The sequence below is a fragment of the Bacillus basilensis genome, from assembly GCF_050630465.1.
Lineage (GTDB): Bacteria > Bacillota > Bacilli > Bacillales > Bacillaceae_G > Bacillus_A > Bacillus_A basilensis.
In genome coordinates this window covers 463,179-478,014 of record NZ_JBNTQO010000001.1, presented here as the reverse complement: position 1 = coordinate 478,014, position 14,836 = coordinate 463,179, and the positions used below count along the sequence as shown (strand labels likewise).

Annotated in this window: 15 protein-coding genes and 3 pseudogenes; 14 read left to right on the top strand and 4 right to left on the bottom strand. The window is 31.3% G+C overall.

Going from position 1 to position 14,836, the window contains the following annotated elements; genetic code table 11:
• Positions 1–64: 64 nt before the first annotated feature.
• The 4 genes from ACQVV1_RS02515 (at position 65) to ACQVV1_RS02500 (ending at position 3,298) form a co-directional block, all read left to right on the top strand.
• Entirely contained in the window at positions 65–1,495 is a 1,431-nt protein-coding gene (locus ACQVV1_RS02515; protein ID WP_309260220.1) for a PQQ-dependent sugar dehydrogenase, read from the top strand.
• Positions 1,496–1,676: 181 nt separating this feature from the next.
• Positions 1,677–2,249 carry a hypothetical protein gene (locus ACQVV1_RS02510; protein WP_431168569.1) on the top strand — a complete coding sequence of 191 codons (573 nt, stop codon included), beginning with the start codon at positions 1,677–1,679 and terminating at the stop codon, positions 2,247–2,249.
• Positions 2,250–2,276: 27 nt separating this feature from the next.
• Positions 2,277–2,840: a GNAT family N-acetyltransferase gene (locus ACQVV1_RS02505; RefSeq protein WP_063223454.1), complete on the top strand. Its 564-nt coding sequence runs from the start codon at positions 2,277–2,279 to the stop codon at positions 2,838–2,840.
• A 77-nt stretch (positions 2,841–2,917) separates the two neighbouring features.
• A complete protein-coding gene (locus tag ACQVV1_RS02500; protein WP_001048941.1) occupies positions 2,918–3,298 on the top strand; it encodes a nucleotide excision repair endonuclease in 381 nt (126 codons plus the stop codon).
• Positions 3,299–3,358: 60 nt separating this feature from the next.
• Here ACQVV1_RS02500 and ACQVV1_RS02495 read toward each other — a convergent pair whose 3' ends face one another.
• Entirely contained in the window at positions 3,359–3,556 is a 198-nt protein-coding gene (locus ACQVV1_RS02495) for a hypothetical protein (protein WP_431168568.1), read from the bottom strand.
• Between the two features lie 131 nt (positions 3,557–3,687).
• Between ACQVV1_RS02495 and ACQVV1_RS02490 the strand changes: the two genes are divergently transcribed.
• From ACQVV1_RS02490 to ACQVV1_RS02470, 5 genes and pseudogenes are all read left to right on the top strand, one after another.
• Entirely contained in the window at positions 3,688–4,467 is a 780-nt protein-coding gene (locus ACQVV1_RS02490; protein WP_063223456.1) for an undecaprenyl-diphosphate phosphatase, read from the top strand.
• 71 nt (positions 4,468–4,538) lie between these two features.
• Positions 4,539–5,861 carry an FAD-dependent oxidoreductase gene (locus ACQVV1_RS02485; protein WP_431168566.1) on the top strand — a complete coding sequence of 441 codons (1,323 nt, stop codon included), beginning with the start codon at positions 4,539–4,541 and terminating at the stop codon, positions 5,859–5,861.
• A gap of 63 nt (positions 5,862–5,924) precedes the next feature.
• Positions 5,925–6,452, top strand: coding sequence for a GNAT family N-acetyltransferase (locus ACQVV1_RS02480; protein WP_242253511.1), 528 nt, complete (start codon positions 5,925–5,927; stop codon positions 6,450–6,452).
• A gap of 16 nt (positions 6,453–6,468) precedes the next feature.
• Positions 6,469–6,990, top strand: coding sequence for a YfiT family bacillithiol transferase (locus ACQVV1_RS02475; protein WP_063223459.1), 522 nt, complete (start codon positions 6,469–6,471; stop codon positions 6,988–6,990).
• A 1-nt stretch (position 6,991) separates the two neighbouring features.
• A pseudogene (locus ACQVV1_RS02470) lies at positions 6,992–7,465 on the top strand (GNAT family N-acetyltransferase); the annotation flags it as partial.
• Between the two features lie 121 nt (positions 7,466–7,586).
• On the opposite strand, the gene ACQVV1_RS02465 reads toward ACQVV1_RS02470, so the two are convergent.
• A complete protein-coding gene (locus tag ACQVV1_RS02465; RefSeq protein WP_000522465.1) occupies positions 7,587–7,964 on the bottom strand; it encodes a PH domain-containing protein in 378 nt (125 codons plus the stop codon).
• Between the two features lie 179 nt (positions 7,965–8,143).
• Here ACQVV1_RS02465 and ACQVV1_RS02460 point away from each other — a divergent pair, with 179 nt between their 5' ends.
• The 5 genes and pseudogenes from ACQVV1_RS02460 to ACQVV1_RS02440 all read left to right on the top strand — a co-directional run bounded on the left by ACQVV1_RS02460 (position 8,144) and on the right by ACQVV1_RS02440 (position 12,621).
• Positions 8,144–8,995, top strand: a complete 852-nt coding sequence (locus tag ACQVV1_RS02460) for a patatin-like phospholipase family protein (RefSeq protein WP_242253509.1) — start codon at positions 8,144–8,146, stop codon at positions 8,993–8,995.
• Between the two features lie 12 nt (positions 8,996–9,007).
• Positions 9,008–9,379 carry a YxiJ-like family protein gene (locus tag ACQVV1_RS02455; RefSeq protein ID WP_242253506.1) on the top strand — a complete coding sequence of 124 codons (372 nt, stop codon included), beginning with the start codon at positions 9,008–9,010 and terminating at the stop codon, positions 9,377–9,379.
• 258 nt (positions 9,380–9,637) lie between these two features.
• On the top strand, positions 9,638–10,003 hold the full coding sequence (locus ACQVV1_RS02450; RefSeq protein WP_242253504.1) for a hypothetical protein: 366 nt from the start codon (positions 9,638–9,640) through the stop codon (positions 10,001–10,003).
• Positions 10,004–10,096: 93 nt separating this feature from the next.
• Positions 10,097–11,727 (top strand): annotated as a pseudogene (locus ACQVV1_RS02445) (DnaJ family domain-containing protein).
• 78 nt (positions 11,728–11,805) lie between these two features.
• Positions 11,806–12,621, top strand: coding sequence for a YwqG family protein (locus ACQVV1_RS02440; protein ID WP_431168563.1), 816 nt, complete (start codon positions 11,806–11,808; stop codon positions 12,619–12,621).
• 713 nt (positions 12,622–13,334) lie between these two features.
• Here ACQVV1_RS02440 and ACQVV1_RS02435 read toward each other — a convergent pair.
• Entirely contained in the window at positions 13,335–13,730 is a 396-nt protein-coding gene (locus tag ACQVV1_RS02435; RefSeq protein ID WP_431168561.1) for a RidA family protein, read from the bottom strand.
• 136 nt (positions 13,731–13,866) lie between these two features.
• Positions 13,867–14,768: pseudogene (locus tag ACQVV1_RS02430) on the bottom strand (hypothetical protein).
• Positions 14,769–14,836: the final 68 nt, after the last annotated feature.

The window sequence follows — 14,836 nt, the reverse complement described above, 5'->3', positions numbered from 1 at the left end:
TACTAATAAGATCACCCTAATCATACTCTTCTATTAAAAAGAATATAAAGGGGTGTAAAGTTAATTGACAAAAGTTAAAGTTCGTTTACGACCCATTGTTCATAATATAAATTTACCTACTGTAATAAAAACAACTATTCTTCCAGGTGAGTCGGCTGAAAGACTATTTATCGCAACACAATTAGGGGAGATTTTCTACATAGGAGACGGAGCTATAAAAACATTTTTAAATATTCGTCAACGTATTATTACATTAGGTACATCTGAAGAAGGTGTTTCTAGTAGTGGTTATGATGAACGAGGATTGCTAGGACTTGCGTTTCATCCACAATTTAATCATAACGGCTTATTTTATCTTCATTATTCAGCAGCTGGAACTCAAGGAGCCGGTGCACTTTCTGAACAATTTAAACCGAATCCTTGTGACCCGAAAACTTTAAACTTAAAGTGGCTAAATAGAGATACTCAATATGATCATATTGATACAATTGAAGAATGGAATTTACAATCAAACGGTCACCCTCAAAAACGTAGGACATTACTTAATATAAAACGCCCATTTTTTAATCATAATGGAGTGAATACATTGAATTTTTCTCCTGAAACGGGAAAACTTGTTTTTACAAATGGAGATGGTGGGTCGGGTTATGATCCTTTTAATTTAAGCCAAGATGATTTAGAAATAGCGGGTAAAATAATTGAAATTGATGTAAGTAAAAATACATTCATAAATAATCCTCCAGTTGTTACACGCTTTAATGAACTTCCCCTATCTATACAAGAAACACTTACAGTAATTGCGAAAGGTGTTCGTAATATAACCGGCATTTCATTCCAAAGGTTTTATAATCAATATATTAAATATGTGGGTAATGTCGGACAGGATATTGTAGAGTCTATTTTTTCATTTGTTCAATATAAAGCGATACCGGTTACCGAACTTGTTAAAATGCATGTAATGAGACTCACTCCCAAACAAGATGGTTTTATTAATTTTGGTTGGCGGGGATGGGAAGGGGAATTACCTACTTCTTTTATAAGACACTGTTCTGATAATCCTGCTTTGGATGTGAGAACAATGGCTTATTATAATGAAACAATAGAATTATCCGCAAAGCGTATTCAGCCACTAATTAGTTATTTTCATAAAGACCCCAGACCAGATAAGTTTGGAGGAACTTCACTAACAGGAGTTCAGCCATATATGGGAACTGCAATCCCGAATTTAAATAGTAGTGTTGTATTTACCGACCTTGCTAAGAAAGAAGATTCTCGGCCACCAGTAAAGGGTGTTTTAGCATATACTAAAGCCGGTACAGACGGTAAACATACTGACTTTCATGTAATTGAAACTAATTATGATTTTGGCATGCAAGCAGCTTATTATATGAGTTTAGGAACAAATTTGGATCAAACTCGGTTATATTTAGGAGTTTACGGTTCTATGAAAGTAACTGATTTTAACAAAGGTACCATTTTTGAAATTATTCCTTAATGCGATATACACTCGCAGTTTAATAATACAAGGATTTCATTTTATTTCAAAACGCAAAATTTGTCCCCCTAAAAGCCTTTTATTGTCTAGTAATTCATAACAAGTAGAAAGCATCTCATAAACAACTAGTGTATGAATAATATAGAAAGTGATGAATTAGATATCTTTAGGGGGTATTTTGATGAATCGGTTTGTACATTATTGGTGTCAACTTATGATAGAGAATGATGGGAACTTTGTACATAAAGGAAAATTGTCCCTAGCAAATAAGCTAGTCATTACAGCTTTAATGAGTGCTTTGTCCACCATGTTTCAAGCAGCAGGTAACTTAATTCCTGCTATAGGGTTATTTATTAGCCCATTTGCGACATTACCAATTTTTTTGGCTATTTGCTACTCTATTCGCGAGGGAATACTTTCTTATATTCTTACTATTCTCCTGTTATTTATTATTGAGCCAAGTGAACTAATTGTATTTCCCTTTACTACAGGCTTATTAGGTATAGCTTTAGGACTATCCTTTATACAATTCAAGAGAAGAATTTGGGTAGTTTCCTTTTCTGCGCTTTGTCTACTAATAGGAATTATAATTGTTCTAGATATTTTCCGTTTTCCCGTACTTAGTCCTGCTATTCATACAACTATGAATATAAAAATTATTTTATCAATATTTATACTAAGCTTTCTATACTGCTGGATCTATGCAGGGCTTTGTAGAATATTGTTGAATAGAGTATATAAAGTATGGTTTTAACAATTGTATAGAATGGAGATTTAAATCATGTATAACGTTGAAATTAGGAGACCGAATTCGGATGATTTAGAGGAACTTCACTTGTTTTTCCGTATAGTTATTACGAATACATATAAAGACGAAGGATTGTCACAACTATTGGATGACATAGAAAATGAAATTAACATGAAAAAGCAATATTTGAAAACAGATTTTGATAGTAATGGAGAAAAACGTTACTTTTTATTAGCAATTGATACAAATTACGATAAAATCATTGGAACAATTGAAGTTGGTCCAGCAAGTACATTGATTAATAGTTGTACAGGCGGTGTACTTAAGGATTTGTATGAAATAGGAACTGTATTTATACTTCCGGAGTATCAAAGAAAGGGTATAGGAAGTTTACTACTAAATACAATGTTTCTTACGTTACTTAGCAGAGGAATAACTGAATACTGTTTAGATAGTGGATACAAAAAAGCGCAAAGTATATGGATGAAGAAGTTTGGAGAGCCTAGTTATGTACTGAAGGCCTATTGGGGAGAATCAAGTGATCATATGGTTTGGAAGAAGAGTTTACATGATACACCTATAATATTTGAATTATAAAATGAAATATGGCTCTGAACGTAGCTTTTCTAACATATGTATGCTATTATTTATCTTTATAATAAAAGAGGACGTGAATGAACTTGATTAAAATTAATATTCCTGAAGCTGATGTTTCAATTACTGAACGTAAACAAGTTATTAAAGGAGACGAGCCAATCATTACTCCAATTAATGGTTTTATTGATTTCCACTTGTTCCCTAGAGATAAAGGCGGCATTTTTATGTTTTACAATATTAATGACGAACTTCTATTCGTAGGTAAAGCTCGTAAAATTAGACAACGTATTAAGAAGCATTTTGAAGACAATGTATCACCAATTAAAAATCACCGTGATGAAGTATACCGCATCGATGCATGTATCGTAGAAGATCCAACAGAAAGAGAAATCTACGAAACATATATCATTAATGAATATAAAGCAAAGTATAACGTTGATAAAGTATTCTATAAATAAGTAATAAAAAAACAATCCTAGTACATATACTGGGATTGTTTTTTTATTTAGATTTAATCTTCATATTTTGCTCTTTTTTAAATGATTAGCAACAATAAAACAGCATACACCTATACATATAAGTACAATTCCAATCGTTTTATGTTTCCCCTCAAAGAAAGGAATATCAGAAATAACATTTGTCATACATAACCCTACAAACACAAGTATAGGCCCTAGCCACAGTAAGACATTACCGAATTTCGTATGTTGCCACATAGTAAGCCTTCTCACCTCTTTTTTACATATATCCATGAATTAAAAGTAAATTCATAGAGAAATATAGTTTTTTTCATATCGAAAATTTAACCTTCATATATTGGTACAAGCAAACAAGAAAGGGGACCATCATGAATTGGTTAGAAGCTTTTATATTAGGGATCATACAAGGTTTAACAGAGTTTTTACCGATAAGTAGTACAGGTCATCTTTATTTAGGGAGGCATTTGTTTCAATTAGATGAAGCAGGCTTATTTTTAGATACAATGCTGCATATTGGGACTTTACTTGCGGTGTTTATTTATTACAAAAAAGAATTTATATATTTAATTAAAAACCCATTTTCAAAACTCATGTTATTACTTATCGTTGGTACAATACCCGCAGTTATAATTGGTTTATTGTTTAAAGACTTCTTTGAAGATATTTCAAAAACAGGAATCACGATTGGTTGGGAGTTTTTAGTGACCGGATTCTTTCTCTACATGGCAGATAAACAAAAGAATGGTCGTAAAAAAATGGATGATATAACATATAAAGACGCATTAATTATAGGTTCATTTCAAGCGGCTGCTATTTTCCCAGCAATTTCTCGTTCTGGTATGACGATCGTCGCTGCATTATGGAGAAAGTTAGACCGTGAAACTGCTGCTTACTTTTCTTTTTTATTATCAACTCCAGCCATTGTCGGAGCTATCATTTTGCAATTTGCAGATGTTTTTCAAGGGAAAGCAGAATCTATTTCAAGTACATCTTTAATTGTCGGAACGTTATCAGCAGCGTTCTTTGGTTACATAGCCGTTTCATGGATGATACAATATTTAAAAAATCATTCCTTAAAAGTATTCGCGTATTATGTATGGGGATTAGGTATTTTAATTTTAACGTTGCAATTTACTCATGTGTTTTAATGTAGTAACTAATCGTTTAGATCCTGTTTCATTCATACAAGGCAGGGTCTTTTTTCATTAAGGGGGAAAATATGTTTAATAAAGCTATTGTTATTGGTGGAAGTATAGCAGGAAAACTCGCAGCAAAAGCATTATCAACTACTTTTAAAGAAGTAATCATTATAGAAGCCGATGAAAGATGGGATGGAAAAGCTTCGAGAAAAAGAGTTCCACAAAGTAATCACCCTCATGTGTTGTTAAAAGGTGGAGAAAAAGCCATTGAGGAATTGTTTCCTAATATCACTAATGAACTAATTGAAGCAGGTAGTATCGTAAATAACTTTACCCGCGATTTAAAATGGCATCAATTTGGTTTATGGAAACAACCATTCATAGGAGAAGTACATATGATTCAACAAAGTAGGTTTTTGCTTGAATGGCATATCCAAAAACGAATACATCAGATTTCAAATATCACCAGTAAATTTGGAACACTGGTTGAAGGGTTATTAGTAGATGGAAAGGTTAACAAAGTACGTGGAGTAAAAGCTAAATGTTTAGAGACAGGCACGCAAGAAGAAATTCAAGCAGATATTATTATTGATGCAAGTGGATTTAGTTCAAAAAGCATAGCGTGGTTACGAGAATACGAAATCGAAGTGCAAGAAGAGAAAGTGCGTATTGATTTATTTTACGCAACTAGAATGTTTAAACTTAAAGAAAATGAGACATTAGACTGCTGTAATATGCTGATGTCTCCAAGTTTTCCTAACAATCCGTATGGTGTTCTTATTCAAACGATTGAGGATAATCGTTATTTTGTTACTTTTAGTGGATATGCAAATGAGAAAGCACCACAAACAGATGAGGAATTTTATGATTTTGCTGAAAACCTCTCAATTTCTAATGTGACAGATTTTCTAAATAAAGCTGAGGCAATTTCAGATATCAAAACGTATAAAATTCCTTATCAAGTACGTCGGCGATTTGATTTAGTGAATAATTTACCAGATGGGTTGTTAGTAGTTGGAGATGCTCATTGTCGTTTTGATCCTGTTTTCGGGCAAGGTGTTTCAGTTGCTGCTATGGAAGCTCACCAATTGCAGTTACTTTTACAAAGAAGACAAAAGCTCGATAATGCATTTACACAGCAGTTTTATAATGAGACCGCTCATATCATACAAACTCCTTGGGAAATGACAACAACGGAAATATCACGTCATCCACAGCTAAAAAGAGAATTAACGATAAAGCAAAAATTTCAGCTATGGTATATGAAACAAATATATCAACTATCTGCAACGGATTCTGACGTTTATATTCGATTAGTAAGAGTGATGAATTTAATTCGTAGTCCATTTCACCTATTTCATCCAAAAGTACTACTTGTTGTGTTACTGAAACGAAAGAAATAGCAGGAAATTAACAGATTTAAAAAGAATATATAACAGTTAGTAGATATAGAAGGGGTAAGCGAGATGAAAATATACATAGAACAATTAAAGAAACACGATGCTAAGGATTTATTTACGTTTGAACTTACGAATAAGTCTTTTTTTGAAACAATGGTACCAAATCGTGGCTTGCAATATTTTGATTTTGAATATTTCCAAAAACTACTAGATGATTTGTTAATAGAACAAGCGAATGGAGATTCTTATTTTTATATAATTCGTAATGAAGAAAATGAAATTGTAGGACGAATAAATTTAGTAGATGTAGATTCAGAAACTCGAATCAGTTCGTTAGGTTATCGGGTCGGAGAAAAGTTTACTAAAAAAGGAGTTGCAACAGCAGCTGTAAAATTAATTTTAGACGTAGCGAAAAATAATAAAATTAATGAGGTTCATGCTAAAACAACTACTAATAATCTCGCATCACAAATTGTATTAGAAAAAAGCGGTTTTTCTTCTTATCAAAACGAAGCAGATACAACATCTGTACAATTAAATGGGGAACATGTGAATTTTGTACATTATATTTGGAGAAATACTTCGCGCTTATAATAAGGGGGACTTATTCATGAATGATTTACGTTATCCAATTGGGCAATTTACATACAAACGTCCTATAACTGAAGAAATGATAGATACATGGATTCAAGAAATTGAAGATTTACCTAATGAACTAACGAAGGCAATCAAAGATTTAGATCAGAAACAGTTAGACACACCGTACCGCGTTGGTGGATGGACAGTTCGCCAAGTAGTCCATCACGTTGTTGATAGCCACATGAATAGTTACATACGCTTTAAATTAGCACTAACAGAAAAGAATCCCACGATTAAACCATATAAAGAAGAGAAGTGGGCGGAATTACCTGATTCTAAATTACCAGTAGATGTTTCACTAGTTATGTTAGATTCATTACATAAAAGATGGGTTAACCTTTTATATTCTTTAGAACTTGAAGATCTGGAAAAGACATTTAACCATCCAGAGACTGGTGAAACAAAACTTGCTGCTACAATAGGACTATACGCATGGCACGGACGTCATCATACAGCTCATATAACTTCATTAAGAAAGCGACTAAATTGGTAATATGGAGATTACATTAGAGAAGGCGACAGAAAGTGATGCAGCAGTTTTATTTCAAATGCAAATAGACTTATTTAGCCCTCTATTAAATAAATATAAAGACTATGAAACAAACCCAGCAAATGAATCTATTGAAAAAACTATTTTTAGAATAAATAATTCCAACAGTAATTTTTATAAGATGATAATAGATTCGAAACTTATTGGAGCGATATGTATATCCCCAAAAGAACTACCTTATAAATTTTGGATTAGTCCAATGTTTATTCATCCAATCTATCAAGGAAAAGGAATTGCTCAGAAGGTACTTATTTTAATTGAAGAGATGTTTCCAGAAGCACGTAGTTTTGAACTTGCTACGATTTTAGAAGAAGAAAGAAATTGTTTTATATACGAAAAAATGGAGTATAAAAGAACAGAAGTAATAAAGAAATTAAATGATAAAACTACACTTATTTTTTACAAAAAAGAAAGGTAAAGCATTTGAAATACGCTTTACCTTTTTATGTTACTTTCGATTAAATATACAAAATTTATGTATATTCTTCCAAAATACTCGGGTTAGTAATTTTAAAAACGAATAAACATGCACAAACCAACTATTTCGTCGTATATGTTACCAATGCTTTTTGAATGCTTAAAACACTATCGTCACCTTTAAATTCCTTTGTAATTGGCGTACTCAAACTAGATACCCAAATTTTAAGTTCAGCATCTAAATCAAAATGTCCAGCTGTTTCAATGCTAAATTGTGTAATGCTTTTATAAGGAATAGAATGATACTCTGTTTTTTTACCTGATATTCCTTGTTTATCTACTAAAATAAGACGACGATTTGTAAATACGATTAAATCACGAATTAATTTATAAGCATGTTCAACTTTTTCATCATCTAACATAATCTTCTCTAAATCACGTTCAACACTTTCTGTACTCGCATTTGATGCATTTCCTAAAATGCCGCTAAATAAACCCATAGGAAATTCCTCCTCCATTATTTGTGGATTGTGTTACTTATATTGTACCATGCTATTTACTAAGACATTATGATATTACTTTAGTAGTTTCTGGTTATTGTTGCAATTCATTTATATAACCTCATCTTAATATCTTATGCTAATATGTAAGTAAGAAAAAAGAAGCAGAGGGATATAGCATGAAAAATATTGGTTTAGTATTAGAGGGCGGAGGAATGAAAGGTTTGTATACTGCAGGCGTACTCGAATATTTTATGGAAAAGAACTTATTCTTTCCTTATGTAGTCGGCGTATCGGCTGGAGCCTGTATGGGAGCAACTTATTTATCACGTCAAAAAGGAAGAAATAAAAAAGTAAATACAGAGCTAGTAGCAGATCACCGTTATATATCTTATCGAAATTTGATTCGAAAACGTGAATTATTCGGAATGGATTTTTTATTTGATGAAGTACCTAATAAAATTGTACCATTTGATTTTCAAACTTTCTTAAACTCAAATGAACAGTTTGTCATAGGGACGACTGATTGCGAATCAGGACAGGCTATTTATTATAATAAAACAGAACACGGAAATGATATTTTAAAAATCATTCGTGCCTCAAGTTCTGTACCGTTTATAGCACCTGCTGTAGAATATGATAATCGAAAATTGCTAGATGGAGGAATTATAGATCCTATTCCGGTTTTAAAAGCTCAAACTGATGGTTATCAAAAAAACGTTGTAATTATGACAAAGCCAGAAGGATATGAGAAGCAGCGAAATAAATTTTCAGGCCTAGCTAAAATTTTATATAGGAAATATCCGAATATCGCACAATCTTTAGTAGAACATTATCGTTTTTATAATGAGACGATATCTTATATGAATCAAATAGGACAAAAAGATAACTTTTATATCATTCAGCCTAGCGTACAACTTCCAATAAGCGGGATAGAAAGAAGTAAAGAAAAGCTCGTTAATTTATATAATCTTGGCTATACAGATGCTCAATATCATTATGAAAACGTATTAAATTGGATAGAGAAATAAAGGGGTGGAAAGTTGAAGTTAGGAAAACAAATTATTTTTAAGGAATTGCAGAAAATGCATAGTCCACTGTATAAACCGTTTCCGAATTGTGACATTCGAAAAATACGAAAAGATTTTAATAATATGTTTACTGAAGATAATTGTATAAGCGCTGATTTAAATTATTATTGGATGCATACAGCAGGTACTTTAAGTTACGTACTTAATAACAATGAACAGGAGATTGTGTTTAATCAAATAAAATGGCTAAGGAAATCGTTTTTTGAATGGTTTCCACAATATTGTTTTCTAGAAACAAAGATTATGAAGTATCCCATTTTATATAGAGATTTCATGAATTATGAAAAGACCCGTAAGCTATTACTTTATTATCTTACTGAATAAAAATTAAAACGTACAAGTGATGCTGCTTGTACGTTTTTTGTTCATAAAATATACAATATTTACAACTTATCCATGTAGGTATTTTAACGAGAAAAAAGAAGTACATATAGAATGGCGCAAGGGAGGAGAGAGAAGTTTGTTAGTTGTTTCCCTTTAAATTCATGTCCAACTCAAATATTTCGAGTAAAATTCGTTTCTTAATGGTATTATCAAATATCAAGAAAACTAATTTAGAAATGAAGAAGGGACAGGTTTAATATGGAAAACGTATCAAATGTAGATAAAGTAGAATCAATAAAGTCTTTACAGTCAACAATCCGTAAACTTGAAAATGCCTTATCACAGATGACTCAAAAAGGCTCAAACACTACTTTAGTGAAAAAAAGACTCAAAGCAGCTAGTATCGGCTTAGCTATGTTAGAAAGCATTTGGAATCAAGAAACCCATCATTACACGCAAGAGGATTTAGCAGACGCTCGAAATATTCTTATTGGTTTGCTTCCATCAATTGAAAAGATTTATGTTAAGTCAAAGCTCGAGAGTCCTCAAAGAACACTTTTAGAAAGAAGAATAAAATCATTGGAATTTTCTATTCAAGCAATTGATCATTTTTCTAATACATAACTCCTTTAAACACATAACTTACGACTACTTTTATATAGGAATTCTAATGCGAAGAAAAAAATACATAAAGAATACTACAAAGGAGGAAGAGGGGTGACTTCAATAATTAGTCCTAAGTTAGAGGAACTTAATAATCAATTAGAAAATGGAAACGAGAAAGCTTTTTATACCTTTCTGCATGAAATAAAGTCAAATCATACACCACTAATAGAACAATGTCCTGTAGATGATCAGTATAAGCTTATAACGTATATATGGTTAGGGGACCGAAAAACTGAAAACGTTTATGTATTCGGTAGTTTTCCTGGTTGAGATCTGTCTGTAAATCAATTGCAACGATTGTTACAGACAGATATTTAGCATGTTACGTTTAGGACGAATAAGAGGTTTATTTCAACTTATTACTTTTCAGTAAACGATTTTTTCGAAAATGATTGGATAAAGCGTAGTGAACAGTACCGACTAGACCAATTTAATGAAAATGTATTTGGAGAAGGTACCAATAAAGGGTCTGTGTTAAAAATAGGTATGGAAGTGCAGTATAGCAGTCGTTTTCCTTCAAATCATTATCCATCCGGAAAGATTGAAACATACTCTTTTTATAGTTCGATTTTAAATAACACACGCAAAATTCATATTTATACGCCTCATGATTATTCTCACACTTCACATCTTCAAGAACTTCTCATTGTATTTGATGGGAATTCATTCATTCATTCATAACCTTTCAATCGCAAAAACACTTAATTATTTAATTTACGAAAAAGAAATCCCATCGTGTATTGCTGTTGCTATAGATCCTGTTGATCGATTAGAAGAGCTAACTTATAACGATAAAATGAATACATCTTTAACAGGTGAATTACTTCCGTGGATTGAAACTAGATATCGTGTGTATAAAGAAGCAAAACATACAACAATTGCTGGTTTCAGCCTTGGTGGCTTAGCAGCTTTTTATGCAGCACTTCAAAATCCACATATTTTCGGGAATGTGTTGTCAATGTCTGGATCCGTACATTGGAAAAAGAATGATTATGAAAATACAATTTCTTGGATTGAAAATCAAATTTCATCAATAGATTCTAATGCGACTCATCTTAACTCTTACATAGCAGTAGGAGAACTTGAAAACAAACCTCTTTTAACGGCTAATAGCCGCCTGTATAGAGCTTTAAAACAAAAGAAATACCAAATTCACTTATGAAGAGTTTCAAGGTGGACATGATAGCGTGTGGTGGCGAGAAAAGCTATTCGATGGATTAAGGGCATTAGAACTTACAAAAACGACACTAAAAAATAAAAAGGAGAGAGAATCTATGAATCAAGAAGAACTAGATAAAAAACTAAAAAAGCAAGAGATTTTAGTAAAAGATGAGAAAGTTTGGTCCTATACGTATGAGGATCATATTAGTTCTATCGTTAAAGAAGCAGAAAAGAAAGGGTCTTTTGATAATTTACCTGGTAAAGGGAAACCTCTTAATCTTGATAAAGACCTTTCGTACAATCCTGAAAAGCAACTGTATAGAACTTTGAAAAATAATCATGTTTTACCTAGGTGGATTGAGCTTTCAAAGGAAATTGATGACTTAAAAGAAAAACTAAAAGAAAATACAAATACTGCAGAAGCAGCGGATTTAATTCGAACTATAAATAAAAAGGTATTAGAACACAATTTACTTTGTCCACCAAGTGCGCAAAAAACGAGGGTGAAAACGGACTTTTAACAATTTTTAATGAAGCTATCTCTTGCTATATAATTAAGTAAGGCATTTTCAATTCATTTTTAAAGGGAGGCAAATGCGATGAAGAATACGTATCAACTTCAAATTCCGAAAGAACTAGAACAGTATCGTAATATTTTAGAAGAAAGTGTGAAACCGTATATTAAAGTGGCTGGAACGAAAGCAGAGACAACTCTTTTTGAGAGCAAGTTTGGTGGTTATCCGTATTTACCTATAGATCAAGAGCATCCTAAAGATTCAAATGGACAACCTATGATGTTACTTGCGCAGTTAAACTTTGAAGAAATTCCGCATGTTGAATATATGCCTCAAAAGGGAATGTTACAGTTTTTCGTAAGTGCTAGTGATGAGCTTTATGGAGCAGATTTTGATCATCCAACAATCCAAAAAGACTTTCGAATTATTTATCATTCTACAATTATAGAAGATTTAAATAAGGTAATTACTGATTTTAGTTATTTAAACACTTTAAAATTAGAAGACTTTATCATACCTGAAGCAGCGAAATTACAATTCGAATTAGGTTATCAACCCGTAACATCAAGGGATTATCGATTTGAAAAGATATTTAGTGAGGATATTAATTGGGAAGAAATTGTTGATGAAGAAAATCATACAGAATTAGGCGAACTGTATGATGATTTATGTAAAGATTTCGGACATAAAATTGGTGGTTATCCATTTTTCACACAGACAGATCCAAGGGAATGGGAAGAAAAATACCAACAACATGATATATTATTACTGCAAATTGATACAGATGATTCATTAAATATTATGTGGGGAGATTCTGGTGTTGCAAATTTCTTTATAAAAAAAGACGATTTGTTAAATCTAGATTTTTCCAATGTTATTTACAATTGGGATTGCTACTAAAAATATATAAATGAAAATACTGGCAAGTTAAAAATCTTCCTGAAGGTGAGGGAGATTTTTTATGTTAAAAATGAACATTATGTTAACTAGAGTGTAGAACAATAGGAATAATAAAAGTCAAGCGTAAATAACAGGAATAGCAACAAATAATATAAAGTTATAAAACGTGTGTAAATAGCAATAAATTCATTAAGTTAAACATAAAATAAAATTAGTAATTTATATTTTGTATAGAAATAATTTTTTCGCGTAAAAATTTCTTGCCGACCAAAAATGATTTTGATTCGTTAAATCTTAATCGATTATTGATTAAGATTTGCTGTGATGGATTAATAACTACGATAAAAAACTGTATAAATGCGTTTAAATAAGATTTTATGTGAATCTCACTGAAAATCTCCGTTTCGTCTCATTAAGTATAGTTTACTTGGTTTTTGATACCTGATGTTGCTTTGTTTCTGTAACTGCCTATAATATATATTATGTTAACTGTAAAAAATAATAAACTTATTAAACATTAGTATAGGTTGTTACACTCCCCTTTTTTACTGAATTAGTAATGCGTGACTGGATAAGTAGTTATTTGTTTCATTAGCTATTGATAATAATATTTTCGGATATAAATTAGATTTTAAATAATAAAAAATACAATTCGTTTAATGTGTCCATTTTAAACGAATTGTATTGATATGATTGCGAATACGTTTTTATAACTAGTTTGCTACAGCAATTGCTTCAATTTCAATTAATAAGTTATCGTTAATAAGCTTTCTAACTTCTACAGCTGAACTTGCTGATGGATTGTTAGTGTTAATGTATTGATCTCGAATATCTCTAACAATGGCCATTTGAGAAATATTTGTTAAGAAAAATGTTAATTTTACTACATCATTAAATCTTAATTCCGAAGTTTCTAATGCACTTTTAATATTTTCGAAAACTTGTCGTGTTTGTGTAGCTAAATCACCAATGCCGACTATTTGACCATCAGTGTTAATCGCTACTTGTCCAGATATGTAAATTGTTCGTTTAGCGTTAGTAACTTCGACTACATGTGAGTATCCAAAAGTTGATGGCATCGTTTCTGGATTGATAAATTTCTTTTGCATGGCTCTTCTCCTCTTTAAATATCTTATTTTCTTTATATTAGTTTTTAATTTCAGATTATCACTTATTTACTAATAATTATTTATCCATTCAGCTGCTACATTTGTAAAAGTATATTAGCACTTTAATTTAAAGTTATTAATGGATTATGTACGTTTGATTTTTTTGTGTGCTTGTTATAATTACACCTTGTTTTATTAATTCTTCAGTTACTTTTGTATAGAAAAAGTGATACCACCAGATAAAAAACTCTTCATAAGTAATTTATTTTGAGTATCTGCTGCTGGCAAAGTATTGTTTTAAAGGTTTATCGTTTTCTTTAAACAATAAGACTAAATCTTCACTGATTGTGTTTGCAATTTCGTTAAGTATAAATAAGTCTGTTGATTTAAATACAGGGATAACAGGTTGTGAATTTTGATATAACCCTAATTTTTCGTAAACTACGTTTAAATAAATGTACGTCTTTTTGTCTATCTGCTGCTACGAAACCTTCCGAAAGCCTCTATATCTGTTAGTTCTTGTTCTTGAATAGCATAATAATATCTTTTCTTATTTCTTAAAGGTCGTTTCTTTTTTAAATAGTTTTCTTCAATGTAATTTATTTGTCCGAAATCTAATAACACATCACTATACAGTAAAAGACTATACGATTCTTTAGATAAATGATTAAACGTGTCGTTTCTTTTTTAAATAGATCCAATTTGATTTGAATGCTTTTCAAGGATCTTAAGTGTTGGTTTAATTAGAGGTTCACAAAGGTTATAGCATCTTTTTTCCTTCTAAGCTGCTATAACCTTACATGTTGAATAGTAGCCCCCTTCTAATTTTAATGAATTGATGTGTATTTCAAATTCTTCATTTGTCCAACTTAGCATTATTTTTATAGCATTTGACCCAAAACCAAGATGAAGCATTACAAGTAAATATTGAAGTTTCGTCCCTTTTATTTTTATAGATGGCGAATTATCTCCAGACGAAATCATTTTAGCTTCATAACCTGTATGTAATATATTCTCCAGACTATTATTAGTGAGAATTTCATATTCCCTCCCTTACTAGTAAATTCATTGTAAAATCTATGTATTTACTAAGTTCTATAAATGAA